At 73.3% G+C, this 24,576-nt stretch carries 20 protein-coding genes; 10 read left to right on the top strand and 10 right to left on the bottom strand.

What is annotated here, in order from left to right; all coding sequences use genetic code 11:
- Positions 1 to 41 precede the first annotated feature (41 nt).
- Positions 42 to 1,742 carry a phenylacetic acid degradation protein PaaN gene (paaN, locus tag ACFVDM_RS01160; RefSeq protein WP_383631224.1) on the bottom strand — a complete coding sequence of 567 codons (1,701 nt, stop codon included), beginning with the start codon at positions 1,740 to 1,742 and terminating at the stop codon, positions 42 to 44.
- Positions 1,743 to 1,865: 123 nt separating this feature from the next.
- Between paaN and ACFVDM_RS01155 the strand changes: the two genes are divergently transcribed.
- Together ACFVDM_RS01155 and ACFVDM_RS01150 are read left to right on the top strand one after the other, a co-directional pair.
- Positions 1,866 to 2,468: a TetR/AcrR family transcriptional regulator gene (locus ACFVDM_RS01155; RefSeq protein WP_383631222.1), complete on the top strand. Its 603-nt coding sequence runs from the start codon at positions 1,866 to 1,868 to the stop codon at positions 2,466 to 2,468.
- A 31-nt stretch (positions 2,469 to 2,499) separates the two neighbouring features.
- Positions 2,500 to 3,261 carry an alpha/beta hydrolase family protein gene (locus tag ACFVDM_RS01150; RefSeq protein WP_383631219.1) on the top strand — a complete coding sequence of 254 codons (762 nt, stop codon included), beginning with the start codon at positions 2,500 to 2,502 and terminating at the stop codon, positions 3,259 to 3,261.
- Between the two features lie 121 nt (positions 3,262 to 3,382).
- Here ACFVDM_RS01150 and ACFVDM_RS01145 read toward each other — a convergent pair whose 3' ends face one another.
- On the bottom strand, positions 3,383 to 3,889 hold the full coding sequence (locus ACFVDM_RS01145) for an Lrp/AsnC family transcriptional regulator (RefSeq protein WP_383632121.1): 507 nt from the start codon (positions 3,887 to 3,889) through the stop codon (positions 3,383 to 3,385).
- Between the two features lie 302 nt (positions 3,890 to 4,191).
- Between ACFVDM_RS01145 and pdhA the strand changes: the two genes are divergently transcribed.
- The 7 genes from pdhA to ACFVDM_RS01110 all read left to right on the top strand — a co-directional run bounded on the left by pdhA (position 4,192) and on the right by ACFVDM_RS01110 (position 13,110).
- Complete coding sequence (gene pdhA, locus ACFVDM_RS01140) at positions 4,192 to 5,355, top strand: pyruvate dehydrogenase (acetyl-transferring) E1 component subunit alpha (RefSeq protein ID WP_383631216.1); 1,164 nt, start codon at positions 4,192 to 4,194, stop codon at positions 5,353 to 5,355.
- Positions 5,352 to 6,383 carry an alpha-ketoacid dehydrogenase subunit beta gene (locus tag ACFVDM_RS01135; RefSeq protein ID WP_383631213.1) on the top strand — a complete coding sequence of 344 codons (1,032 nt, stop codon included), beginning with the start codon at positions 5,352 to 5,354 and terminating at the stop codon, positions 6,381 to 6,383. The genes pdhA and ACFVDM_RS01135 overlap by 4 nt, the downstream gene beginning before the upstream one ends.
- The gene (locus tag ACFVDM_RS01130; RefSeq protein ID WP_383631210.1) at positions 6,383 to 7,888 is read left to right on the top strand and encodes a dihydrolipoamide acetyltransferase family protein; all 1,506 of its coding nucleotides are present in this window, start codon (positions 6,383 to 6,385) and stop codon (positions 7,886 to 7,888) included. Before ACFVDM_RS01135 ends, ACFVDM_RS01130 begins: the two co-directional genes overlap by 1 nt.
- Positions 7,889 to 8,070: 182 nt before the next feature.
- Positions 8,071 to 8,919, top strand: coding sequence for an NTP transferase domain-containing protein (locus ACFVDM_RS01125; protein ID WP_383631207.1), 849 nt, complete (start codon positions 8,071 to 8,073; stop codon positions 8,917 to 8,919).
- A 314-nt stretch (positions 8,920 to 9,233) separates the two neighbouring features.
- Complete coding sequence (locus tag ACFVDM_RS01120; protein WP_383631204.1) at positions 9,234 to 10,940, top strand: molybdopterin-binding protein; 1,707 nt, start codon at positions 9,234 to 9,236, stop codon at positions 10,938 to 10,940.
- 20 nt (positions 10,941 to 10,960) lie between these two features.
- On the top strand, positions 10,961 to 12,034 hold the full coding sequence (locus ACFVDM_RS01115) for a potassium channel family protein (RefSeq protein WP_383631201.1): 1,074 nt from the start codon (positions 10,961 to 10,963) through the stop codon (positions 12,032 to 12,034).
- Between the two features lie 86 nt (positions 12,035 to 12,120).
- The gene (locus ACFVDM_RS01110; RefSeq protein WP_383631198.1) at positions 12,121 to 13,110 is read left to right on the top strand and encodes an NAD(P)H-quinone oxidoreductase; all 990 of its coding nucleotides are present in this window, start codon (positions 12,121 to 12,123) and stop codon (positions 13,108 to 13,110) included.
- Between the two features lie 100 nt (positions 13,111 to 13,210).
- Here the strand turns inward: ACFVDM_RS01110 and ACFVDM_RS01105 are convergent, their stop codons facing one another.
- The 6 genes from ACFVDM_RS01105 to ACFVDM_RS01080 all read right to left on the bottom strand — a co-directional run bounded on the left by ACFVDM_RS01105 (position 13,211) and on the right by ACFVDM_RS01080 (position 21,017).
- The gene (locus tag ACFVDM_RS01105) at positions 13,211 to 13,759 is read right to left on the bottom strand and encodes a bacterial proteasome activator family protein (RefSeq protein ID WP_383631195.1); all 549 of its coding nucleotides are present in this window, start codon (positions 13,757 to 13,759) and stop codon (positions 13,211 to 13,213) included.
- Between the two features lie 102 nt (positions 13,760 to 13,861).
- Positions 13,862 to 16,717 carry an FtsX-like permease family protein gene (locus tag ACFVDM_RS01100; RefSeq protein ID WP_383631192.1) on the bottom strand — a complete coding sequence of 952 codons (2,856 nt, stop codon included), beginning with the start codon at positions 16,715 to 16,717 and terminating at the stop codon, positions 13,862 to 13,864.
- Positions 16,714 to 17,481 (bottom strand): ABC transporter ATP-binding protein, encoded by a 768-nt coding sequence (locus tag ACFVDM_RS01095; protein ID WP_383631189.1) that lies wholly within the window; start codon positions 17,479 to 17,481, stop codon positions 16,714 to 16,716. Before ACFVDM_RS01095 ends, ACFVDM_RS01100 begins: the two co-directional genes overlap by 4 nt.
- A gap of 253 nt (positions 17,482 to 17,734) precedes the next feature.
- Positions 17,735 to 18,346, bottom strand: a complete 612-nt coding sequence (locus ACFVDM_RS01090) for a PadR family transcriptional regulator (RefSeq protein WP_383631186.1) — start codon at positions 18,344 to 18,346, stop codon at positions 17,735 to 17,737.
- A gap of 106 nt (positions 18,347 to 18,452) precedes the next feature.
- On the bottom strand, positions 18,453 to 19,175 hold the full coding sequence (locus tag ACFVDM_RS01085) for a hypothetical protein (protein ID WP_383631183.1): 723 nt from the start codon (positions 19,173 to 19,175) through the stop codon (positions 18,453 to 18,455).
- Positions 19,176 to 19,361: 186 nt separating this feature from the next.
- Positions 19,362 to 21,017: a protein kinase gene (locus ACFVDM_RS01080; protein WP_383631180.1), complete on the bottom strand. Its 1,656-nt coding sequence runs from the start codon at positions 21,015 to 21,017 to the stop codon at positions 19,362 to 19,364.
- 332 nt (positions 21,018 to 21,349) lie between these two features.
- On the opposite strand from ACFVDM_RS01080, the gene ACFVDM_RS01075 reads away from it, so the two are divergent.
- A complete protein-coding gene (locus ACFVDM_RS01075; protein WP_383631177.1) occupies positions 21,350 to 22,990 on the top strand; it encodes a protein kinase in 1,641 nt (546 codons plus the stop codon).
- A 44-nt stretch (positions 22,991 to 23,034) separates the two neighbouring features.
- Here ACFVDM_RS01075 and ACFVDM_RS01070 read toward each other — a convergent pair whose 3' ends face one another.
- Both ACFVDM_RS01070 and ACFVDM_RS01065 read right to left on the bottom strand, forming a co-directional pair.
- Positions 23,035 to 24,024: a phosphotransferase gene (locus ACFVDM_RS01070; protein ID WP_383632118.1), complete on the bottom strand. Its 990-nt coding sequence runs from the start codon at positions 24,022 to 24,024 to the stop codon at positions 23,035 to 23,037.
- Positions 24,025 to 24,082: 58 nt separating this feature from the next.
- A complete protein-coding gene (locus tag ACFVDM_RS01065; protein ID WP_383631174.1) occupies positions 24,083 to 24,517 on the bottom strand; it encodes a pyridoxamine 5'-phosphate oxidase family protein in 435 nt (144 codons plus the stop codon).
- Between the last annotated feature and the right edge of the window lie 59 nt (positions 24,518 to 24,576).

Here is a 24,576-nt window from a genome sequence, read left to right as displayed (position 1 = left end):
GAGGCCGTGCGGCCCCACCGGTCCGGTGGTGAGTGACCGGATCAGCGCTGGCGGCGGACCTCCACCGTCCGGAAGCGGTTGGAGACGAAGGCGCCGTCGCACAGGGCCGCGTTGGCCGCAGGGTTGCCGCCCGAACCGTGGAAGTCGGAGAAGGCGGCCGTCTGGTTGACGTACACCCCGCCGGTCAGGTTCAGCGAGAGCTGGGCCGACTCGTCCAGGCAGACGTCCTCCACCGCCCGCTCCACCTCCGGCGAGGTCGTGTACGCGCCGACCGTCATCGCGCCCTTCTCGCGGACCGTGCGGCGCAGCAGCTCCACCGCGTCGTCCGTCGAGTCCACGGCCACCGCGAAGGAGACCGGGCCGAAGCACTCCGTGAAGTACGGGGAGGCGTCGTCCGTCTTTGCTCCGTCGAGCTTCACGATCAGCGGTGTCCGCACGACCGCGTCGGGGAAGTCGGGATGGGTGACGGGCCGGGAGGGCAGGGCGACCTCGCCGAGCTGCGCGGCCGCGTCGAGACGGGCCTTCACCTCGGGGTTGACCAGGGCACCGAGCAGTCCGTTCGCCCGCGCGTCGTCGCCCAGGAGGCCGGTGACGGCGGAGGCGATGTCCGCGACCACGTCGTCGTACGACTTCTCGCCCGCGTCCGTCGTGATGCCGTCCCGGGGGATGAGGAGGTTCTGCGGGGTCGTGCACATCTGGCCGCTGTAGAGCGAGAGCGAGAACGCCAGGTTGGCCAGCATGCCCCGGTAGTCGTCGGTGGAATCGACCACGACCGTGTTGACCCCGGCCTTCTCCGTGTACACCTGGGCCTGGCGGGCGTGGGTCTCCAGCCAGTCGCCGAAGGCCGTCGAGCCCGTGTAGTCGATGATCCGGATCTCCGGACGGAGCGCCAGGGTCTTGGCGATGCCCTCGCCGGGCCGCTCGGTGGCCAGCGCCACCAGATCGGGGGCGAAGCCCGCCTCGGCGAGCACCTCGCGGGCCACCTGGACGGTCAGGGCCAGCGGGAGGACGGCCCGGGGGTGCGGCTTGACCAGGACCGCGTTTCCCGTGGCGAGCGAGGCGAAGAGGCCCGGGTAGCCGTTCCACGTGGGGAAGGTGTTGCAGCCGATCACCAGCGCGACTCCGCGTCCCGCCGCGGTGAACGTCTTGTGCAGGTCGAGGGGGTCGCGCTTGCCCTGCGGCTTGGACCAGTCGGCCGAGCGGGGAACGCGCTGCTGCTCCTCGTACGCGTACGCCACGGCCTCCAGGCCGCGGTCCTGGGCGTGCGGGCCACCGGCCTGGAAGGCCATCATGAAGGCCTGGCCGCTGGTGTGCATCACCGCGTGGCCGAACTCATGGGTGCGGGCGCTGATCCGCGCCAGGATCTCCAGGCAGACCAGGGCCCTGGTCTCCGGACCGGCCGCGCGCCAGGCGGGCATCGCCGCGCGCATCGCCGGAAGCAGCACGTCCGGGTCGGCGTGCGGATACTCGACGCCCAGCTCCGGTCCGTACGGCGAGATCTCGCCACCCGTCCATCCGTCGGTCCCCGGCTGGCCCAGGTCGATCCGGGTGTGCAGCAGGGCGTCGAAGGCGGCCTTGCCCTCGGCGGGGCCCAGGCTGCCCGGGGCACCGCCCTCGCCGTACGCCTTCGGGTGCTCGGGGTGGGGCGACCAGTAGTCCCGGGTGCGGATCGCGTCGAGGGCGCGGTCGAGCGTCGGGCGGTGCCTCTCGGACAGCAGGTTCGGGGAGAGCTCGGCGGCCATGACGGACCAACTCCTCGTCGAGCTGGGCAGGGACGGGCGGACAGAGTTAGAGTAACCGAACGATCGGTCGGGACAAGGGGGCCCACGGAACCTGTGGACAACGCGTAGGGGAGGATCGCGGGCATGACCACGGCCAAGCGGGACACGTACACCCCGGAGACCCTGCTCACCGTCGCCGTCCGGGTCTTCAACGAGCGCGGGTACGACGGCACGTCGATGGAGCACCTGTCGAAGGCGGCGGGGATCTCCAAGTCGTCCATCTACCACCACGTCACCGGCAAGGAGGAGCTGCTGCGGCGGGCGGTCAGCCGGGCGCTGGACGGACTCTTCGGCATTCTCGACGAGTCCGGGGCGACGCGGGGACGTGCCATCGAGCGGGTCGAGTACGTCACACGTCGTACCGTCGAGGTGCTGATGGCCGAACTTCCCTACGTCACGCTGCTGCTGAGGGTGCGGGGCAACACGAAGACCGAGCGCTGGGCGCTGGAGCGGCGGCGCGAGTTCGACCAGCGGGTCGCCGATCTGCTCAAGGCGGCCGTCGTGGACGGCGATCTCCGCTCCGACGTGGACATACGGCTCGCGACACGGCTGCTTTTCGGCATGGTGAACTCCCTGGTGGAGTGGTACCGGCCGCTGCCGGACGGAGGGGCGGAGGCGGAGCGGCTGGCTGACACGGTCGTACAACTGGCCTTCGACGGCATGAAGTCCCGCGCGACCGGCCATTGACGCGAACATAGGTCTATACCAGCATCCCGGCATGACCGCTGCGCTCCGGATGTCCGGACTCCTCTGTGCCGCCGCCACGCTGCTCGTCACGGCCTCGCTGGCCGGCTGCTCGGGAGGCGGCGGCGACGGCAAGGACGACGGCGGCGGTGGCACCGCGGCGGAGCAGCCGGACGACTTCACCTGTCTGACGGAGGCGGAGGCGAAGAGCTCGTCGATCACCTTCACGGTCGACGACGGCTCGGAGATCGGCGGCTACGCGCCGAAGGGCGGATCGGGCGCCGGGATCGTGCTCGCCCACCAGGCCGACGGCACGGTCTGCCAGTGGAAGGACAAGGCCGACGAGCTGAGCAAGGCCGGATACCGGGTCCTCGCGGTGAACTCGAACGGGCAGGAGGTCGACGAGGTCGTCGGCGCGGCCGGATATCTGCGCGACAAGGGCGCCAAGAAGATTCTGCTGATGGGCGCGTCCAAGGGCGGCACCGCGGTGCTTGCCGCGGCTCCCCGGCTGAAGCCGCAGCCGGACGCGGTCGTCGCGCTCTCCGCCCCCACGCAGTACCAGGCGATGAACGCGCTGAAGGCCGTCCCCGAGCTGACCGCGCCCGTGCTGTACATGGCCGCCGACGGGGACGGGGACTTCGCCGTCGGCGAGAAGGAGCTGAACCGGCAGAGCGTGAAGTCGTCCGAGCACCGGTTCGTCCTCGTCCGCGGCGAGAGCCTGCACGGGGTGGCGCTGCTCGACGACGCGAAGCGCTGGGGCACCGTGCGGGCGTTTCTGACGAAGTACGGGTCCTGAGGGGCCCGCACGGGCCCGTTCTCGACGGTGGGGGCCCGCTCGGCCGCTCCGGACGGTACGGCCCGCGAGGGAGTCGGGCGGTCGTTCGGTCGTTACGGCTCCGAGGGGCCCGGTCGTCCGTTCAGCTCAGCTCCGTCGGGCGGTCCGGTCCCGGGTTCAGGTCCGTCTCCTCGAACACCAGCAGGGTGCGGGTGGAGAGCACTTCCGGTATGGCCTGGATGCGGGTGAGGACGAGCTCGCGCAGCGACCGGTTGTCCGGGGTGTGGACCAGCAGCAGCACATCGAAATCCCCGCTGACCAGGGCGATGTGCGTAGCCCCTGGCAGCGCCTGGAGCTGTTCGCGCACCGTGCGCCAGGAATTCTGGACGATCTTGAGCGTGATGTAGGCCGAGGCGCCCTGACCGGCCCGCTCGTGATTCACCCGGGCACCGAAACCGCGGATCACGCCGTCGTCGATGAGCCGGTTGATCCGCGCGTAGGCGTTGGCCCGCGAGACGTGGACACGGTCGGCGACCGAGCGTATCGACGCCCGGCCGTCCGTCTGGAGCAGTCGCAGGATGGCGCGGTCGACGGCGTCCAGCGGCCGGGCCGGAGGAATCGGGGCCGGTTCCTCGCTCCCCTCGGCCATTTGTTCAGCTGCCATGCTCCCCTACCTCCCCGTCCTGGACGACCTGTGCCCATCCCAAGCTGTGGAGAACCGTTTGTCCACAGGCTGACGGTGCCTGTAGCCAAAATGCGCTCGCGACCGAACAATCGGTAGGTGAGGCGCGCCACACTCGTGCCTCGCGGATATATGAACAATTCGATGTATTTCGCAAGCGTCGACGCCCCCTCGACACCCCTGGAGACGCTTCGACACCCCGCGGCACCGGGACACCCCCGGTGCCGCGGACGCCGCTCGATACCCCTCGACGCCAGGAGGTGCTTGTCATGACGGTCCAAGAGCTGCCCGGCGCGGCCGCCTACCGGCCCACGCCGCCCCCGGCCTGGAAGCCGCTCACCGATCCCGCGCCGCTGCTCCCGGACCCCGAGCCGTACCGCGTGCTCGGTACGGACGCCGCGGCCGGAGCCGACCCGGAGCTGCTGCTGCGGCTGTACGCCGAGCTCGTGCGCGGCCGGCGGTACAACGCGCAGGCGACCGCCCTGACCAAGCAGGGCCGGCTCGCCGTCTACCCGTCGAGCACCGGTCAGGAGGCCTGCGAGATCGCCGCGGCCCTCGTGCTGGAGGAGCGCGACTGGCTGTTCCCGAGCTATCGGGACACTCTGGCGGCCGTGGCGCGGGGCATGGACCCGGTCGAGGCGCTGACCCTGCTGCGCGGCGACCGGCACACCGGCTACGACCCCCGCGCGTACCGCACGGCACCGCTCTGCACCCCTCTGGCCACCCAGCTGCCGCACGCGGTGGGCCTGGCCCACGCGGCCCGCCTCAAGGGCGACGACGTGGTCGCGCTCGCCATGGTCGGCGACGGCGGCACCAGCGAGGGCGACTTCCACGAGGCGCTGAACTTCGCGGCCGTGTGGCGGGCCCCCGTCGTCTTCCTGGTGCAGAACAACGGCTTCGCCATCTCCGTGCCCCTGGCCAAGCAGACCGCGGCCCCGTCCCTGGCCCACAAGGCCGTCGGATACGGGATGCCGGGCCGGCTCGTCGACGGGAACGACGCGGCGGCCGTGCACCAGGTGCTCTCCGAGGCGGTGGAGCGGGCCAGGAGCGGCGAGGGTCCCACGCTCGTGGAGGCCGTCACCTACCGCATGGACGCGCACACGAACGCGGACGACGCCACGCGCTACCGCGAGAACAGCGAGGTCGAGGCCTGGAAGGCGCACGATCCGGTGCGGCTCATGGAGCGGGAGCTGACGGGGCGCGGTCTGCTCGACGACGAGGGCATCGAGGAGGCTCGGACGGCCGCGGAGCGGATGGCGGCCCAGCTGCGGGACCGCATGAACGCCGATCCGGTGCTTGACCCGATGGAGCTGTTCTCCCACGTGTACGCGGAGCAGACCTCGCAACTGCGCGAGCAGGCCGCCCGGCTCCGGGTCGAGCTGGACGCGGAGCACGACGAGCACGGCACGGACGACAGGGGTGCGGGGCGATGACGACAGCGGCGGCCACGGCCGGGAAGCGTGCCGCGAAGGCCGGTCCCGCCACGATGGCCCAGGCTCTGGGGCGCGCGCTGCGCGACTCGATGGCCGAGGACCCCTCGGTGCACGTCCTCGGTGAGGACGTCGGCACGCTGGGCGGGGTCTTCCGGATCACCGACGGCCTGGCGAAGGAGTTCGGCGACGAGCGGTGCACGGACACCCCGCTGGCCGAGGCGGGCATCCTCGGCGCGGCCGTCGGCATGGCGATGTACGGGCTGAGGCCCGTGGTGGAGATGCAGTTCGACGCCTTCGCCTATCCGGCGTTCGAGCAGCTGGCCAGCCATGTCGCCAAGATGCGCAACCGGACCGGCGGGAGGATGCCGCTGCCGATCACCATCCGGGTGCCCTACGGCGGCGGCATCGGCGGAGTCGAGCACCACAGCGACTCCTCGGAGGCTTACTACATGGCGACCCCGGGTCTCCACGTGGTCACGCCCGCCACGGTCGAGGACGCCTACGGGCTGCTGAGGGCGTCGATCGCCTCCGACGACCCGGTGGTCTTCATGGAGCCCAAGAGGCTCTACTGGTCGAAGGCCGACTGGTCGCCGCAGTCCCCGGCCGCCGTCGAGCCGATGGGCCGCGCCGTCGTGCGGCGGCCCGGCCGCAGCGCGACGCTGATCACCTACGGGCCCTCGCTCCCGGTCTGTCTGGAGGCGGCCGAGGCGGCCGTCGAGGAGGGCTGGGACCTCGAGGTCGTCGATCTGAGGTCGCTGGTCCCCTTCGACGACGAGACGGTCGCCGCCTCGGTGCGGCGCACCGGCCGCGCGGTCGTCGTCCACGAGTCGAACGGTTTCGGCGGACCGGGCGGTGAGATCGCCGCGCGGATCACCGAGCGCTGCTTCCACCACCTGGAGGCGCCGGTGCTGCGGGTGGCCGGTTTCGACATCCCGTATCCGCCGCCGATGCAGGAGCGTCACCACCTGCCCGGTGTGGACCGGGTGCTCGACGCCGTCGCGCGGCTCCAGTGGGAGGCGGAGAGCTGATGGCCCAGGTACTGGAATTCAGGCTGCCGGACCTCGGTGAGGGACTGACCGAGGCGGAGATCGTGCGCTGGCTGGTGGAGGTCGGCGAGGTCGTCGCCATCGACCAGCCGGTCGTCGAGGTCGAGACGGCCAAGGCGATGGTGGAGGTGCCGTGCCCCTACGGGGGCGTGGTGACCGCCCGGTTCGGCGAGGAGGGCAGCGAACTCCCCGTCGGGGCACCCCTGCTGACCGTCGCCGTCGGATCCGTGGAGTCGTCGGATCCGGCGGCGGAGCCCGGGGCGGGACGCTCCGGGGAGACCGCGTCCGGTTCGGGGAACGTGCTGGTCGGTTACGGGACCGGAGCGCCGCCCACGCGGCGCCGTCGGATCCGGCCCGAGGGCTTCGGTGCACCGGCTCAGGCCTCCGGGAGGGCCGCGGCACCTGCCGCCGCGCCGGCTCCCGCCGCGCCCGCTTCCGCCGCGCCGGCTCCCGCCGCGCCCGCTTCCGCCGCGCCGGCTCCCGCCGCGCCCGCTTCCGCCGCGCCCGCTCCCGCCCCGGTGCGGGCGCAGGCCCGGGTCTCTGTTGTTGCTCCGGCCACGGCACCCGCCCCCGGTGACGCGGGCGGGCCGGTGGCCGTCGTCTCGCCGCTGGTGCGCAAGCTGGCCCGGCAGCACGATCTGGATCTGCGCCGGCTGGCCGGATCGGGCCCGGACGGGCTGATCCTCCGGGCCGACGTGGAAGCGGCGATCCGGTCCGTGGCGGAGTCGGCCACCGCGGTCGCCGTCGCGCCTGCCGCATCCGCCGTCGCGCCCGCAGAAGCGCCGCGGGTGGCGTCCGCCGGTGAGCGGATTCCGCTGCGCGGGGTACGGGGCGCGGTCGCCGACAAGCTGACGCGCAGCCGGACCGAGATCCCCGACGCCACCTGCTGGGTGGACGCCGACGCCACCGAACTGATGGCGGCCCGGGAGGCGATGAACCGCGCGGGCGGCCCCAAGGTGTCCGTGCTGGCGCTTCTCGCGCGCATCTGCACGGCCGCGCTGGCGCGCCATCCCGAGCTCAACTCCACGGTGGACACGGAGGCGCGCGAGATCGTGCGGCTTCCGGAGGTCCATCTCGGGTTCGCCGCGCAGACGGAGCGCGGGCTGGTCGTGCCGGTGGTCAAGGACGCGCAGGACCGCAACGCGGAGTCGATCGGAGCGGAGATCGCCCGGCTGACCGAGGCGGCCCGGACGGGGACGCTGAAGCCGGCCGAGCTGACCGGCGGCACGTTCACCCTCAACAACTACGGGGTGTTCGGGGTCGACGGGTCGACGCCCATCATCAACCACCCGGAGGCGGCCATGCTCGGTGTCGGCCGTATCGTGCCCAAGCCCTGGGTGCACGAGGGCGCGTTGGCGGTGCGGCGGGTCGTCCAGCTCTCGCTGACCTTCGACCACCGCGTCTGCGACGGCGGCACGGCGGGCGGTTTCCTGCGGTACGTGGCCGACTGCGTGGAACAGCCGGCGGTGCTGTTGCGGACCCTGTAGAGCCACCGGTTCCCGGGGCCGCGCCCGGCGGCGGATCCCGGGCCGCGCGGGGGCCTCGCGGGGCCATCCAGTGCGAAGGCTGGCGGGCCGCCCGGTGCCGGAGGAACGTCCCGTGCCCGGGCCCCGGTACGGCCGGTGGACGTGGATGTCCGCCGGGTGGGCCGGGCCCGCATACTCGTGGCATGACCGCGTTCGACGCCATCGTTCTTGCCGGAGGGGCCGCGAAACGGCTCGGCGGCGCCGACAAGCCCGGGGTCCGGGTCGGCGGGCGCCCGCTGCTGGACCGGGTCCTCGGGGCCTGCGCAGGAGCGGGGACCACCGTGGTGGTGGGCACCCGGCGGCCCACGGGGCGCGCGGTGATCTGGACGCGCGAAGAGCCCCGGGGCGGCGGCCCGTTGGCCGCGCTCGGCGCGGGCGTACGGCACACGGCGGCGGAGCGGGTGCTCGTGCTCTCCGCCGATCTGCCGTTCCTGGGCCCCGACACGGTGCGAGCGCTCGTGGAAGCGGCCGGCGAGGGGGACGCCGAGGGCGCTGTCTGCACCGACGCGGACGGCAGGGACCAGCCGCTGGTGGCGGTCTACCGGGCGGAACCGCTCCGCCGTGAACTGGCGCTCGTCGCCACCGAGCACGGCGGTCTGGCGGGGCTGCCGCTGCGGCTGCTCACCCGGGAACTGCGGCTCGTCCGGGTGGCTGCGGACCCCCTCGCCTCGTTCGACTGCGACACCTGGGAGGACATCGCGTCCGCGCGGGCCCGGATCAGAGAGCATGGGTCCGTGCTGGATGAATGGATCACCGCAGTCAAGAACGAACTGGGCATCGAACTCGACGTCGACACCGACGTCCTCCTCGACCTCGCCCGTGATGCCGCCCATGGCGTCGCCCGCCCCGCCGCCCCCCTGACCACCTTTCTGGTCGGGTACGCGGCGGCGAAGGCGAGCGGCGAGGGCGGCGGCCCCGAGGCGGTCGCCGAGGCGGCCCGGAAGGCGGCCGCGCTCGCCCTCGGCTGGGCGGACGAGACCGGGACGCCATGAACGGCCCCCACGGGAGCGCCGGGCACCCGCCGGCACCGGACCGCTGCTCCTGCGGAGCGGGCCCCGCCACCGGCTCCGCGCTTCCGGCCGGCCGGGACGGGGACCGCGCGTTCGGAGCCGCCCTCGCCGGTGAGGCCGCCGCTCCCGGCCGGGCCCAAGGCGCCGACCCCGCCGCCCTGGCCGCGGCGGAGGAGGAGCGGGCCGTGGCGCAGGCTCTCGCCCTGGTGGGCCGACAGACGGCACCGCAGGGCGATGCGGAGGTGGTCCCCGGATCCCCTGCGGTTCACGGGGCGCCTGCGGTCCCCGGATCTCCTGTGGCTCACGGGTCCTCTGCGGCTCACGGGGCAGCTCACGCGGCCCCCGCACCGCCCGCGACTCACGCGGCTTCTGAAGCCCACTCGGCTCCCACGGCCCAGGATCCCCTCGCAACTCATGCGACCCACCTGCCGCCCGCGACTCACGCGGCCCCTGAGGCCCACCCAGCCCCCACGGTCCAGGCCTCCCCGGCAACCCCCGACCCGGCAACCCCCGCCCCGGAAGCCGCCGGTTCTCCCCGGGCCGCGCGCACACCCCCGACATCCCGCTCGACGGACCCGCGCGTCTCGACCGCCTCGCCCGGCCCCGGACCACACGCCGAGCCGCGCCCCCAACCATCCCCGGCCCCCGGCTCCCCGGCCTCCGGCCCCGGGCGCACCGATGCCCCCGCCCCCGCACCCGCCCACCCGCGCACCCGGGCATCCGCGGTTCCGTGGGCGGTGGCGCGGGGGATCGCCGCTCGGGCCGGCCGGGCGGTTCCGCCGCGGGCCGAGCGGTTGTCGCTGGGGCGGGCGCTCGGGCATGTGCTCGCCGAACCGCTGGCCGCGCTCACCGATCTGCCGCCGTTCGACACCTCGGCCATGGACGGCTGGGCCGTCGCCGGGCCGGGGCCGTGGCGTATCCGGCCGGACGGGGGCGTGCTCGCCGGGGGCGGGGCGCCCGCGCCGCTCCCCGATGGTGAGGCCGTGCCCATCGCCACCGGTGCCCGGATCCCGGCGGACGCCACGGCGGTCATCCGGAGCGAGCACGCCGAGGCCGACGCGGCCAAGGGGCTGCTCTACGCGGGACGGCAGGTGAGTCCCGGTCAGGACATCAGGCCGCGCGGCCAGGAATGCCGTACGGGCGACGAACTCCTTCCCGCCGGAACGGTGGTGACGCCCGCCGTCCTCGGGCTGGCCGCGGCGGCCGGTTACGACGGGCTGCCGGCCCGGCCCCGTCCGCGCGTCGACGTCCTCGTCCTCGGCGACGAACTGCTGACGGCGGGGCTGCCGCGCGACGGGCTGATCCGGGACGCGCTGGGCCCCATGATCGGCCCCTGGCTGCACGCCCGGGGCGCCGAGGTGACCGCGCCCCGGTGGCTCGGGGACGACGCCGAGGCGCTGCTGCACGCGCTCACCGGTTCCGAGGCCGACCTGATCGTCACCACGGGCGGCACCGCCGCGGGTCCCGTCGACCATGTGCATCCGGTTCTGGCCCGGATCGGCGCCGAGTTGCTGGTGGACGGGGTCGCCGTGCGGCCCGGCCACCCGATGCTGCTCGCCCGGCTGCCGGGCGGAGGCCCGTATCTGGTCGGGCTGCCCGGCAATCCCCTGGCCGCCGTCTCGGGTCTGGTGACCCTTGCCGAGCCGCTGCTCAACGGGCTCGCGGGACGCTGGGCGGAGGACCCCTACCGGGTGCCCGTCCGCGACGAGGTGCAGGGGCATCCGCACGACACCCGGCTCGTTCCCGTGGTGCACCGCGCCGGCCCGGCCCCGGCGTACGGCGGGCGGACCCCCGGCGGAACCGGCGACGGTCCGGGAACCGGGAGGGGCGGGGACCACGTCGTACCTCTGCGGTACAACGGTCCCGCCATGCTTCGGGGCATCGCCGCGGCGGACGGGCTGGCCGTGGTGGAGCCGGGCGGGGTACGGTCCGGCACCGAGGTGGAGATCCTCGATCTACCGTGGGCCCCGGCGACGCCGTGGACTGAAGGGTGTTTCACGTGAAACTTCCCGGCCATGACGCAATGGCCAGACGTGTCGACGAACAGATCGTCCCCACGCGGGTCATGCTCCCGCGCCGGGTCGTCGACCGGCCGGCCCGTCAGGTCGCCAAGCGGCTCTCCATGGCCCTGCTGGTGCTCGCCGTCACTGTCGTCATCGTCTGGGTCGACCGGGTCGGTTACCACGACGCGGCGGACGGCAAGGTCGACCTGCTGGACGCGGTGTACTACGCGACGGTCACCCTCTCCACCACCGGCTACGGCGACATCACCCCGTACAGCGACGGCGCCCGGCTCATCAACGTGGTGCTCGTGACACCGCTGCGTGTGCTCTTCCTGATCATCCTGGTCGGCACGACCCTCGAAGTCCTCACGGAACGGACCCGCGAGGACTTCCGACTGAAGCGTTGGAGAACCCACTTGCGTGACCACACCGTCGTCGTCGGCTTCGGTACGAAGGGCCGCTCGGCGATCCAGACGCTCTGTGCCACCGGGCTGTCGAAGGAGCAGATCGTCGTCGTCGACCCGGCGACCAAGGTGATCGAGATCGCCAACGCCGAGGGCTACACCGGAGTGGTCGGGGACGCGACACGCAGCGATGTGCTGCTGCGGGCCGAGGTGCAGAAGGCCCGTCAGATCATCATCGCCACCCAGCGCGACGACACCGCCGTCCTCGTCGCGCTGACCGCGCGCCAGCTCAACCGGGGCGCGAAGATCGTGGCCGCGGTGCGCGAGGAGGAGAACGCCCCGCTGCTGCGGCAGTCCGGCGCCGACGCGGTGATCACCAGCGCCTCCGCCGCGGGCCGGCTGCTCGGGCTCTCCGTGCTCAGCCCCAGCGCGGGCACGGTGATGGAGGACCTGATCCAGCAGGGCAGCGGACTCGATCTCGTCGAACGGCCGGTGATAAAGGCCGAGGTAGGCAAGAGCGTCCGGGAGACCGAGGACCTGGTCGTCAACGTGCTGCGCGGTCACCGGCTCCTCGGCTACGACGACCCGGCGGCCAGCCCGTTGCAGCTGACGGACCGGCTGATCACCATCGTGCGCGTCTCCAACGACCCGCCGCTGAACCACCCCCGGCCGCCCGCCCCCCGGGGCTGAGCAGGTGGTCCGGCCCGCCCCTTCCCACCTCTCCGCCCCCGCCCGGCTTCGAGGCGGGGCGGGGGCCACGGAGTAGCCTCGCGGCCATGCATGCGATCACGATCCCCGAACCCGGTGGCCCCGAGGCACTCGTCTGGACCGAGGTGCCCGATCCCGTACCCGGCGAGGGCGAGGTCCTCGTCGACGTGGTGTCCAGCGCGGTGAACCGGGCCGACGTCCTCCAGCGGATGGGCTTCTACAACCCGCCGCCCGGCGCCTCCCCGTACCCCGGCCTGGAGTGCGCGGGACGGATCTCGGCCGTCGGCCCCGGTGTGGTCGGCTGGGCCGTCGGCGACGAGGTCTGCGCGCTCCTCGCGGGCGGCGGTTACGCGGAGAAGGTCGCCGTCCCGGCCGGGCAGCTGCTTCCCGTGCCGGAGGGGCTGGACCTCACGCTCGCCGCCGCGCTTCCCGAGGTCACGGCCACCGTCTGGTCCAACGTGTTCATGGTGGCCCACCTCCGCCCGGCCGAGACCCTGCTGGTGCACGGCGGGTCCAGCGGCATCGGCACGATGGCGATCCAGCTGGCCAAGGCGGTCGGCGCCCGCGTCGCCGTGACCGCGGGCGGCCCCGAGAAGCTGGCGCGCTGCGCCGAACTCGGCGCCGACATCCTCATCGACTACCGCAACCAGGACTTCGTCGAGGAGGTCGGCCGGGCGACCGACGGAGCGGGCGCGGACGTCATTCTCGACATCATGGGCGCCAAGTACCTGGACCGGAACGTGCAGACCCTCGCCGTCAACGGCCGGCTCGCCATCATCGGCCTCCAGGGCGGGGCCGTGGGCGAACTGAACCTCGGCGCCCTGCTGAACAAGCGGGCCGCCGTCACCGCGACCTCGCTGCGCGGCCGCCCGCTCACCGAGAAGACCGCGATCGTCGCCGCCGTACGCGAACACGTCTGGCCGCTGCTGGCCGACGGCGTGGTCAAGCCGATCGTGGACCGCACCCTGCCGATGGCGGAGGCCGCCGAGGCGCACCGGGTGATGGAGTCCAGCGCCCACATCGGCAAGGTCCTCCTCCGGGCGCCCTCGGCCGCCTGATCCCGGACCCGTCCGGAGAGCCGCGCACGCGCACGGGAAGGGCCCGGCACCTCGGTGCCGGGCCCTGGTGAATCCGTCGGGTCGAATGCGGGGGTGCGGGCTACAGATACGGGCCGGAGCGGACCGGGCCGTGCGGATCGGCGCCGCCGTCCTCCTCCTCGTGGATGCTGCCGGGCGGCAGCGCGCGCCGCATCTGCTCCAGCTGCGCCCTGGCCGCCATCTGCTGGGCGAACAGCGCCGTCTGGATGCCGTGGAACAAGCCCTCCAGCCAGCCCACCAACTGGGCCTGCGCGATCCGCAGTTCCGCCTCGGAGGGGACGGACTCCTCGGTGAACGGCAGCGAGAGGCGCTCCAGCTCCTCCACCAGCTCCGGGGCGAGACCGTCCTCCAGCTCCTTCACCGAGCTGGCGTGGATCTCCTTGAGCCGGACCCGGCTCGCCTCGTCGAGAGGGGCCGCCCTGACCTCCTCCAGGAGCTGCTTGATCATGCTGCCGATGCGCATGACCTTCGCGGGCTGCTCGACCATCTCCGTCACCGGGACCTCACGCGACTCGTCGTCAGTGCCACCGCCGCCGATCGCCATGCCGTCCTGCCCCACCACGAGGACTTGGGGGTGCTCCTGCGACCGTTCATTCCTCGGCATCTCCATGCGGCCCATTGTCTCGCACATGCGGTGTTCCTCACTGTGGTGCCCCCGGATACGGATGATCCACCGTTTCCGGGGGCACCGAAGTCCCGCGTGAGCCACCGGTCACCCGGCGCGACGGGCCAGGGTCAGCCGGGACCGGGTGAACACCGCCGCCAGCAGCCCGGCCAGCAGCGGGACGGCCACGGCCAGCACCCCGATCGCTGTCCAGGGCAGCACGATCGGCGTGTACGCGGACTCCATCGGATTGGCCCGCATCGCCTCCATGGCCTTGCCCAGATCGGTCAGGCGCACCGCCACCGCGGGCACCAGACCGGCCACGGTGCCCAGCAGGACCCCCGTGAGCGCCACGATCATGCACTGGAACCCGGAGAGCGCCCGCCGGACCCGCGGGGGCGCGCCCACCGCGCTGAGCGTGGTCAGGTCGGCCTCGGCGTCGGCCTTGGCGAGGCCGGTGGTGATCGCCGCGGCGCCCAGGGTCACCACCCCGGCGAACAGCGTCAGGACGAGCAGCATGATGTCGTCCCGGTCCCCCGGGCGGGAGGGGGTCTGGAGCCAGATGCCGCCGCCCGCCTCCTCGATGGCGGCCGAGACCCGTTGTTCCTCGGCGTCCGAGGGCCGGTGCGGCACGGCGTAGACACTGCCGGCCTCCGCGGTGCGCAGGCCGATCCGTTCGGCGGTCTTCCGGGGCATGATCATGCGGATGCCGGGGGTGGTGGCGTACCGCGCGTCGGCGACGTACACCTTGAGCCGGTTCGTGGTCTTCCGGGCCGGACCGGGGTGCAGCTTGCGATTCGCGGTGTCCTTGGCGTTGTACGCGTGCACGGCCTTGAGGGTGACCTCACCGTTCTTCGCGTACGCCTGGTTCAGCAGGACGGGGGTGCCGGCCTCCAGGGCGGCCGCCGCGGCCGGGTCGTCGAGCTTCACGTACAGGCGGAGCAGGTCCGGACCGCCGACCACGATGTTGTTCTCGTCCGTGGGGAAGGCGCCGGTGGAGATGTACTCGTCGACGCAGGCGGGGGAGCGCATCAGTGTGCGGTGCTCCTCCGAGGAGAGCCGTGCGGCCAGTTCCTTGGCGCCCTTGGCCCTGAGGGGACAGGTGTGCCCCTCTCCGGTCGGCTTGACCAGGGTCAGGCTGCCGCAGCCGGGCTCGCCGCCGGGCTCGTCCTCGTAGTAGATGTTGCAGTCGCTGCCGGCCCAGGCCCGGGCGAAGCCGGCGGGTCTGCCGGTCACCGCCATGTTCCCTTCCACGGCGGCGCGGGCCAGGGGCAGCTGTGCGGTCAGCCGTTCGTCGGACGACGACAGGACCATCGTTCCCTCGGTGAGCGAAGGGGTGTAGCGGTAGTCCGACTCCGCCATGGTGCTCGCCATGTACGTCGCCACGGCCACGGTGCCCGCGACGGCGGCCATCACGGCGGCGACCGCCGGTGCGGTGCGGCCCCGGTTGCGGGCGGCGTCGCGCAGGGCCATGCGCGGGGAGAGCGGCAGGCCGCGGCCGAGGCGGCCCAGCAGCCCGACGATCACCGGGATGCAGCCGAGCAGTCCCAGCTCGGCGACGACGGAACCGCCGGCGACCAGCCGGGTGTCGCCGCTGGTACCGCCGTAGACGGCGACGGCCGCCCCCAGTGCCAGCAGGCTCGCGCCCACGGTGGGCAGCACCCGGGAGCTGCGGCGCACCCCGCGCCGTCCGGTCAGGGACTCCAGGACGGACTGCCGGGAGGCGACGATCGCCGGTGCGAGGGCGGCCAGCACCCCGGTGACCAGGCCGATGAGGGCGATGGCCAGCAGCTCGCCGGGGTTCAGGACCAGGGAGCCGAAGCGCTGCCCGGCCCACCCCTCGATCATCGGCCGGAACACCACGGTGAGCAGCAGCCCGGCCGCGACCCCGGTCACCGTGCCGACGGCGCCCAGGACGAGGCCGCCTGCGAGCACCACGGCGCGGATGTGGCGCCGGTCGCCGCCGCAGGTGCCGATGAGACCGAGCTGCCGGCGCGAGCGGCGGGCGCCGACGGCGAAGGCCGGTCCGGCGAGCAGGACGATCTCCAGCACGGCCATGGCGACCACGGTGACGACGGCCGCGCCCTCCTCGGCGGAGGTGCCTTCGGTGTAGGGGGTGTACGAGCGGGCCAGCGGGATCGCGGAGTCCGGCGGCGGGTCCAGGACGACCTGACGGGAGACGACCAGGGCGCCCTTGCGGTTGGCCGCGAGGACGTCGTCCCAGTCGACACCGGAGCCGTCCGCGCCCGTGACGAGCCACTGGGGGGTGCCGGTGTTCGGCGGCAGCACGTCCGGGTCGCGCTCGGCGGCCTTCCGCCACGGGGCGATGACCGCGCCCGGGTCGGCGTACAGCTGCTTCGCCTTCAGGTCGGAGGGGTCCTCGACGATCCCGGTGATCGTGTAGGTACGGCCGATGCTGCGCACCGTGGTCCGGGAGCCGATGCGCAGACCGGAGGACGTCAGGAACGGTTCGGTGGCCACCATCTCGTCGGTGCCGTGCGGGAACGCGCCCCGGACCAGCTCGACCCGGCCCCGCGCCATCGGGTCCGAGACGCGGAACTCGGTGATGTCGGTGCCGGTCAGCCCGTACTTCGTGGTGACGCTCGCGGGCACCGACTGGAGGGTGAGGGCGCGCGCGCCCTCGGGGAGGGCGGCGCGCATGTCGATCGGTGGTATCTCGCCCTCGGGCACGGTGCCGCCGACGGCGTCGTACATGTTCCCGTCGGGCATCTGCTCCAGCGGGCCGATCTCCGGATCGGTGAAGAGGGCGTCGGCCGCGCCCATCCGGGCGGTCAGCTGTTCGGACTCGCTGCTGGCGACCGAGCGGGTCGTGATGTCCGCCGCCGTCACCCCCAGCACGGGCAGCGCGATCATCGCGACCACCAGGGCGCTGCGGCCCTTGGCCCGCAGGGCGTCGCGGCGGGCCATCCGGAGGGCGGCACGCCACCCCGTGAAGAGACTCACTCGGGGCTCCCGGCGGCGAGCAGCGAATCGGCCCCTGAGGTCAGCGTCTGGTCGACGATCGAGCCGTCGCGCAGGAAGACGACCCGGTCCGCCCAGGCCGCGTAGCGCGGTTCGTGGGTGACCATGACGCCGGCGGCGCCCCGGTCGCAGCGGCTGCGCAGCAGGGCGAGGACGGTCTCCCCGGTCTCCGAGTCGAGCGCGCCGGTCGGCTCGTCGGCGAGCACCAGGCGGCGGTCCCCGACCAGCGCGCGGGCGATGGCGACGCGCTGCTGCTGGCCGCCGGACATCTCGTCGGGGAAGCGGTCGGCGACGTCCAGCAGGCGCATCTCCTCCAGCGCCTCCCTGGCCTCCTTGCGGGCCTTGCGGACGGAGACGCCGTCGAGTTCGCGGGGCAGGGCGATGTTCTCGGCGGCGGTGAGGGCGGGGATCAGGTTGTAGTCCTGGAAGACGTAGCCGACGCTGCGGCGGCGCAGGGCGGCCATGCCCTTGCGGCCGAGCGCGGAGATGTCCTGGCCCTCGATGACGACCTGGCCGCCGGTCGCGGTGTCGAGTCCGCCGGCGAGCGTCAGCAGGGTGGACTTGCCGGATCCTGAGGGCCCCATCACGGCGACCAGTTCGCCGGGGCGCACGGTCAGATCGATTCCGCGCAGGGCGTGCACGGCGGCCATGCCGGTGCCGTGGGTGCGGGTGAGGGCGCGGAGTTCGAGTACCGGGGCGTCCACCGGCTGCGGTGGACCGGCCGGGGACGGGACGTGCTGGGACATGACGGTGGGTTCCCCCTCGGAACGGTGGAGTGGTCGGGACCGGCGCCTCCGCGCGCCCCGGTACGGGCCGGGCGGTCGGGCGCGGACGGGGCACCGGGGCCGGTGCCGTGCCGGTCGAGCGGCGTAGGCCGGTGGTTCAGTGGCGTACGCGGGTCGTGCGGCGTAGGCCGGTGGTTCAGTGGCGTACGCGGGTCGTGCGGCGTAGGCCGGTGGTTCAGTGGCGTACGCGGGTTGTGCCGCGTGGGCCGGTGGTTCAGCGGCGGGTGCGGGGCCGGTCGGTGCCCCGGGCCGTGCTCCGGCGGGCGGGCTCCGCCTCGGGCTCCGTGGCGGCGGCCTCGGCGAGCCGGACCAGCCGGGACTCGCAGTGGTCCAGCCAGCGGGCCTCCGCCTCGGCCTGGAAGATCAGCTGCTCCACGACGAGGAGCCAGGCCACCTCGTCGCGGTTGGCGGGCACGTCGGCGAGGGCCTGTGCCTTGAGCCGGGTGTAGTCCTGCATGGCCTTCACCGTGTGGTGGCGCTGGGACTGGATGACGGCCCGGATGTCGACGCCGGGGGCGCCGACGGCCATGGCGAGCTTGATGGCCAGCTCGTCACGGGGCGGGCTGCTGCGGTCGACCGGGGTCTGGAACCAGGAGCGCAGCTCGTCCCGGCCCGCGTCGCTGATGGCGTACAGGGCGTGCCCCTGGTCGTCCTCCCCGTCCTGGACGACCAGGCCGTCGCGCTCCAGCCGGTTCAGCGTCGTGTAGACCTGCCCGACGTTCAGCGGCCAGGTGGAGCCGGTACGGGACTCGAACTCGGTGCGGAGCTGGGAGCCGTACCGGGGGCCCCGCTCCAGCAGGGCCAGCAGGCCGTGACGGATCGACATACTGAGTATGTATACCGAGTATGCTCGCTTACGCAAGGCGTTCCGGTACGCGGCGGCCCGGGGACGCGTCCTCGTCGGAGGGCCGGTCACCGGCCCCGTACGCCCCTCAGCCGGAGCGGCGCATCCGCAGTGCGAGGAAGCCCAGGCCCATTCCCACCAGGGCGATCCCCACCCCGAGCGACATCTGCTGGACGCGTTTCACGGCCGGTCCGCTCAGTGCCTGGTGCGAGGGCCGCCCGATCCCGGCGGTCGCGGTCGTCCCGGGGCTGGCGGCGGGCGGCGTCGGCTCCGGCTCGTTCTCGGAGTCGTCGAGACGGTCGGCCCCGTCCAGCTCCTGGGGGCTCAGCGTCCGGCCCGGCCGGGGCCGCCCCTCCCCGGCGGGCAGCCCGGCCATCGGGGACTGGACGTCCTCGGGCCGGGGCGATCCGGGATCGGGCGAGGAGGAATCCGTGGCGGACGGCGGAGGCGCGGGATGCGCGGGCGCCCCCCAGGACGCGGCCGGTGCCGGAGCACCCGGCGCGGCGGGCACCGAAGCCGTCGCGGACGGCACCGGCACGGGCGCGGAAGCGGAAGGCAGCCCGGTGGCGGAAGGCGGCGCGGCGGTGGACGGCAGCCCGGACGCGGACGGCACGGGCGTGGGGACGTGGGCGACGGGCGGTGGCGCGTACGGCGTACCGGACGGCGGTTCGGCCGATGCCCCTCCCCGGCCGGATGCCCGCGCGTCCGCGTGCGGTTCCCCGGCCATGACACCCCCCAGCGTCGCGGCTGCCGTCAGTGTCAGGCAGGCCACGCACCGTGCGGGCCGGGCGGCCAGGTGTGCTGGAGCCATGGGGCCACCGTCACATGTGACGGTCCGTCCGGCATGTCAGGTGCGACGGACGGGTGGCGGCCCCGGCGCGGGAAGGACCGCGCACACCGGCGGGCGCGTGCCGGGCCGGGCGCGCATCCCCACAGGAAAGGGCGCCCCTGCCGGAACGCGCACCCCCGCCGGAACGCGCGCCCCTCGGGCACCCGGCTACGCCGGGTCGCCCGTGGCGATGCGCAGTTCGAAGTGGGCGCCGACCTTGGGGACGGCGGTGCCGGAGGTCGGGAACTGGTCGATGACCTGGTCCTCCGCGTAGGCGTTGCCGGGGACCTTGATCTGCTTGATGGTCCAGCCGGCGGCGTCGGCGCAGGCGCGCGCCGAGAGGATGTCCTTGTAGAGGAAGCTGGGGGCGTCGACCTTGTTCGGATCGTCGTTGTCCTCCATGGCGTCCGTGCAGTCCTCGGTGTCCATCGTCCGGTTCCGCTCCGGATCCTTGTGCTCACCGGACGGGGACTCGCTCGACGTGGCTTCGGTGCCGCCCTTGTTCGAGTCGTCGTTGTTCAGCGCGAGCGCGGTGATCAGGCCGCCGATGGCGACCAGCGCGACGACGATCGACCCCACGATGACCGGCATGTTCCGCTTGGAGCCGCCGCCCGAGGACGTGGTGTGCGTCTGCGGCGAGACCGTGTACGGCGGCGGGGTCTGCTGCTGCATCGGCGACATGGCGGCCGGGGTCTGGTACGCCGGGGCCGACTGCGGATAGCCGTAGGACGGGGCCGGGGTGGGTGCCGGGGTCGGCGCCCCGTACGGGCCGGGCTGCTGCTGCGACGCGTACGGACCGGGCTGGTAGGGCGTCTGGACGTGCTGCGGTGCCGGGGTCGACTGGTCGACCGGCGGGAAGACGGCGGAGCCGACCCCCGAGCCGCTGTTCGCCGGAGCGCCCCCGCCGTTGACGATCACCGGGGCGCCCGTCTGACCGCTCGCGCTCAGCACGCGCGCGATCTCGTCCTGCATCGCGGCGGCGCTCGGGAAGCGCTCGTTGGGGTTCTTCTTCAGCGCGCGGGCGACCAGCGCGTCCATCGCCGGGGTGAGCGAGCGGTTGATCGTGGACGGGGCGACCGGCTCCTCCTGCACATGCGCGTACGCGATGGCGAGCGGGGAGTCCGCGTCGAACGGGATGCGTCCGGTGAGCAGCTGGAACAGCATGATCCCGACCGAGTACAGGTCGGAGCGGGCGTCCACGCCGCGGCCCAGGGCCTGTTCGGGGGAGAGGTACTGCGGGGTGCCGACGACCATGCCGGTCTGGGTCATCGACGTGACGCCCGACTGCATGGCGCGGGCGATGCCGAAGTCCATGACCTTCACGACACCGCGCTTGGTCACCATGACGTTGCCCGGCTTGATGTCGCGGTGGACCAGGCCCATCTCGTGGCTGGTGTCCAGCGCGGCCAGCACATCGGCCGTCACCTTGAGCGCCTTGTCGGCGGGCATCGCGCCGTAGGCCGCGATGTCGGCCTGGAGGACGGAGCCGAGCGGCTGGCCCTCGACGTACTCCATGACGATGTACGGCATCAGCGCGCCGCCGAGTTCGTCCTCGCCGGTGTCGAAGACGGAGACGATGTTGGTGTGCTGGAGCTTGGCGACGGCCTGGGCCTCGCGGCGGAACCGTTCGCGGAAGGACTGCTCGCGCCCCAGCTCCGTGTGCAGCGTCTTGATCGCCACCTGGCGGTCGAGCGCGGTGTCGTAGGCGAGGTACACGGAAGCCATTCCGCCCTCGCCCAGCAGGTCACGCAGCTGGTAACGGCCGCCGGCGACCGAACCGCCCGCGTAGCGACCCTGGGCACGCTGTGCGCCGTCCTGGCTCATGACTTGCTTCCCCCTAGGGCGCGCTCGCTCGCGCGAAGATCCGTATTACTGGCCAAGTCTGCCCGAGGGGTACGACACGTCAAGCCAGGTGCCCGTTCCGTGACCGTACGCACAAGAAGCGTCTCGGAAGCGTTACAGGATCCCCGTCGAATTTGCGTCCGTGACCCGCCGGCCGGTTGGATGGCCCGTCCCTCTCGAAAACGGTGCGTCGGACAGAGGCTGTAGCGTGACGTGGCAACGCGGCCGACAACGCGGTCGGGGACGCAGCAGGGCACCGTGAGAACCCGCGGACGCGCGCGGACAGACGCGGACAGATACGACGGCGAGGACTGATGGCACCCGAACCCGAAGCAAACGGCGGCGGAGTTCCGGATGGCACCGATTCCTGGGGCATCGGCGGTGTGGTCGGCGACGGACGCTACCGGCTGACGCACCGGCTCGGCCGGGGCGGCATGGCCGAGGTCTTCGCGGCCGAGGACGTCCGGCTCGGACGCACCGTCGCGGTGAAGCTGCTCCGCTCCGACCTGGCCGAGGACCCGGTCTCCAAGGCCCGGTTCACGCGCGAGGCGCAGTCGGTCGCCGGCCTCAACCACCACGCGGTCGTCGCGGTCTACGACTCCGGCGAGGACACGGTGGCCGGCCAGACCGTGCCGTACATCGTCATGGAGCTGGTCGAGGGCCGCACCATCCGCGATCTGCTGATCAACGCCGATGCCCCGCCGCCCGAGCAGGCCCTGATCATCGTCTCCGGGGTGCTGGAGGCGCTGGCCTACTCGCACCAGCACGGCATCGTGCACCGGGACATCAAGCCGGCCAACGTGATCATCACCAACTCCGGTGCGGTGAAGGTGATGGACTTCGGCATCGCCCGCGCGCTGCACGGCGCGCAGTCGACGATGACCCAGACCGGCATGGTCATGGGCACGCCGCAGTACCTCTCCCCGGAGCAGGCGCTCGGCAAGGCCGTCGACCACCGTTCCGACCTGTACGCGACCGGCTGTCTGCTCTACGAACTGCTCGCGCTGCGGCCCCCGTTCACGGGCGAGACGCCGCTGTCCGTGGTGTACCAGCACGTCCAGGACACCCCGGTCCCGCCGTCGCGGATCTCGGACGCGGTCCCGCCGGAGCTGGACGGGCTCGTGATGCGCTCGCTCGCCAAGGACCCGGACGACCGCTTCCAGAGCGCCGAGGAGATGCGCGGACTCGTCCAGTACGCCCTGCAGATGCTCCAGGCGCAGGGCGGTCACACGGGTGCGTGGAACACCGGCCCGGTCGTCCTGGGCGACGGTCCGGGCACGCCGCCGCAGGGCATGACGGGCGCCACCCATCAGATGGGGTACGCGCAGTACGGCGACACCTCGCAGGGTCCGATCCTGCCGCCGATGAACCCGGACGACGGCGGTTACGACGGCGGCGGCCGGCCCGGCGGGGGCCGCGGCAAGCTGTGGCTGTTCGTCGTGCTCGCGCTGATCGCGATCGGGGTGGGCGTCGCGATCGCGGTGAACGCGGCGCGGGACGGCGACGGGAAGCCCAAGTCCCCGGCCACCTCGACGTCCAGCAGTCCCTCCCCCACGGAGACCTCGGCCAAGCCGACCGAGGAGCAGACGACGCAGGACACCGACCAGCCCGGGAACAGCGGCGGGGACCAGCAGGAGCGGCCGCACAAGCCCTCCTACACCCCGTCGTTCACCCCGAGCCGTACGGCGGACCCGTCGCCGCCGCCCACCCCGTCCGAGACGGACACCCAGGGCACCGGCGACGGCGGCACGGACGCCGGGACCGACGCGGGTACGGACGCGGGCACGGACGCCGGGACCAACGCGGGCACGGACGCGGGCACGGACGCCGGGACCAACGCGGGTACCGACGCGGGCACGGACGCCGGCACCAGCACGGGCACGGACGCCGGGGCGGCCTCCGGGGCCAGCGCCGGCGCGGCGGCGGGCGCGGGCGGCGGCGCGGGGCAGCAGTAGTCCCCCGCCCCGGCGGTGCGGCCCCGGGGCCGCACCGCCGGGGCTCATCCCGTGAAGGCCTCGCGCACCGCGTCGTACGCACGGGTCCACCACACCACCAGGGCCGACACCGCGGGGAACTGCGGGTCGGCCCTGCGGTCGTTCAGGCAGTAGCGCCAGTGCAGTATCCAGAAGTCGTTGAGCCGCTCCCACCACACCCGGTGCACGGCGGCGGCCAGTTCATCGGCCCCGGCGCCTGCGGCCCGGCGGTAGGCGCGGGCGTACGCCCGCACCTTCGCGAGGTCCAGTTCACCGGCCGGACGGACGAAGAAGATCGCCGCCGCCCGCACCGCCTCCTCCGCGCGGGGCTGCACACCGAGGCGGTCCCAGTCGAGGATCGCCACCGGATCGGCGCCCCGGTAGAGCACGTTGAGCGGGTGGAAGTCGCCGTGCACCCAGCCGGTGGCCGGTCCGTCCGGGGCGGGCGGCCTGCGGTCGGCGTGCTGCTCCAGCAGCGCGCGCCGCTCCTGGAGCCGGTGCTCGGCCAGTTCGTCGAAGGAGTCCCGGGGGCGGCGGGAACGGGCCGCCGTCAGCAGCGTCTCGATCAGCGCGAAGGTGTCGGCCGGATCGGCGCTCGCGTGCCCGGATCGCCCGTCGGCCGCGGCTCCGGGGTCCATCACCTGTTCCAGACCGGTGTGTACGGCTCCGAGGAGCGCCCCGAGCCGCAGCGACTGGGCGAGGGTGAGCTGGGCGCCCGCGCGGTGGAGTCCGTCGACCCAGGGGTGCAGGGCGTAGCAGCGGCCGCCGATCTCGGCGACCGTTCCGCCCTCGGTGTCCTCCAGGGGCGGGGCGACGGGCACTCCGAGTGACTGGAGGCGCTGGGTGGCCCGGTGCTGGCGGACGATCGTGGCACGGTCGCCCGTGGTGTCGTCCAGATGGTGCTTGAGAAAGTAGGAGCCGCGCGTGGTGGACACCCGGTAACCATGGTTGAGCAGGCCCTTGTCCAGCGGTTCGCAGCTGAGCGGGGTCCCCGTACCGGGGTACCGGAGCAGCACGTCGCGGACGGGCGGAACAGGGGGATCGATGACAGATGAGCGCGGCACGCGACAGATGTTAGATCACGCTGTGTTGCGGGATTCGCGGAGTTGCGTGGAAGTCCAGAGTGTGCACAGTGACGAAATGCGGGTCGAGCCGGAGGTAGGCCGGGTCGAAGGGTTCGCCGTTGACCTCGGCCGGTGCGGGGCCGAACAGCTCGCGCTGTTCGCAGGTCGGCTCGACGAGCCGCGCGGGGCCGGTGAACTGCACGGACCACAGATCGCGGGCCCCGGCCGAGGTGGCGGCGTTGTAGTTGTCCGCTCCGTAGGCGACGACGGTGCCGTCGCAGGCGTCGTGGTAGCCCAGACCGCTGTGCAGCCGCAGCACGACATGGCCGTCGGCCACGATGTGGCGGGCCACGGTCAGGATCGGGAGGGCTCGCATGCTGGTCGCCAGCCGGCCGTAGGGCACCCGGTGGAGCAGCTCGATCGCGTGGAGTTCCTCAAGGGACATGTCCTCCACTGTCCCCGGCCGCGCGGGCCGGAAGAAGAGGCCGGGGCCCCGGCCTCGCA

It is taken from the genome of Streptomyces sp. NPDC057682 (genome assembly GCF_042799575.1).
Lineage (GTDB): Bacteria > Actinomycetota > Actinomycetes > Streptomycetales > Streptomycetaceae > Streptomyces.
The sequence above is the reverse complement of the archived record's forward strand: the minus strand, read 5'-3'. Positions and strand labels throughout refer to the sequence as shown.

Excerpts from the sequence above, each read along its gene's own strand:
- pdhA (WP_383631216.1), top strand. The coding sequence starts at position 4,192 with ATGACGGTCCAAGAGCTGCCCGGCGCGGCCGCCTACCGGCCCACGCCG.
- ACFVDM_RS01115 (WP_383631201.1), top strand. The coding sequence starts at position 10,961 with ATGGCCAGACGTGTCGACGAACAGATCGTCCCCACGCGGGTCATGCTC.
- ACFVDM_RS01145 (WP_383632121.1), bottom strand. The coding sequence starts at position 3,889 with ATGGCCGAGGGGAGCGAGGAACCGGCCCCGATTCCTCCGGCCCGGCCG.
- ACFVDM_RS01075 (WP_383631177.1), top strand. The coding sequence starts at position 21,350 with ATGGCACCCGAACCCGAAGCAAACGGCGGCGGAGTTCCGGATGGCACC.
- ACFVDM_RS01065 (WP_383631174.1), bottom strand. The coding sequence starts at position 24,517 with ATGTCCCTTGAGGAACTCCACGCGATCGAGCTGCTCCACCGGGTGCCC.
- ACFVDM_RS01125 (WP_383631207.1), top strand. The coding sequence starts at position 8,071 with ATGACCGCGTTCGACGCCATCGTTCTTGCCGGAGGGGCCGCGAAACGG.
- ACFVDM_RS01105 (WP_383631195.1), bottom strand. The coding sequence starts at position 13,759 with ATGGAGATGCCGAGGAATGAACGGTCGCAGGAGCACCCCCAAGTCCTC.
- ACFVDM_RS01085 (WP_383631183.1), bottom strand. The coding sequence starts at position 19,175 with ATGGCTCCAGCACACCTGGCCGCCCGGCCCGCACGGTGCGTGGCCTGC.
- ACFVDM_RS01095 (WP_383631189.1), bottom strand. The coding sequence starts at position 17,481 with ATGTCCCAGCACGTCCCGTCCCCGGCCGGTCCACCGCAGCCGGTGGAC.
- ACFVDM_RS01135 (WP_383631213.1), top strand. The coding sequence starts at position 5,352 with ATGACGACAGCGGCGGCCACGGCCGGGAAGCGTGCCGCGAAGGCCGGT.
- paaN (WP_383631224.1), bottom strand. The coding sequence starts at position 1,742 with ATGGCCGCCGAGCTCTCCCCGAACCTGCTGTCCGAGAGGCACCGCCCG.
- ACFVDM_RS01080 (WP_383631180.1), bottom strand. The coding sequence starts at position 21,017 with ATGAGCCAGGACGGCGCACAGCGTGCCCAGGGTCGCTACGCGGGCGGT.
- ACFVDM_RS01155 (WP_383631222.1), top strand. The coding sequence starts at position 1,866 with ATGACCACGGCCAAGCGGGACACGTACACCCCGGAGACCCTGCTCACC.
- ACFVDM_RS01150 (WP_383631219.1), top strand. The coding sequence starts at position 2,500 with ATGACCGCTGCGCTCCGGATGTCCGGACTCCTCTGTGCCGCCGCCACG.
- ACFVDM_RS01090 (WP_383631186.1), bottom strand. The coding sequence starts at position 18,346 with ATGTCGATCCGTCACGGCCTGCTGGCCCTGCTGGAGCGGGGCCCCCGG.
- ACFVDM_RS01110 (WP_383631198.1), top strand. The coding sequence starts at position 12,121 with ATGCATGCGATCACGATCCCCGAACCCGGTGGCCCCGAGGCACTCGTC.
- ACFVDM_RS01130 (WP_383631210.1), top strand. The coding sequence starts at position 6,383 with ATGGCCCAGGTACTGGAATTCAGGCTGCCGGACCTCGGTGAGGGACTG.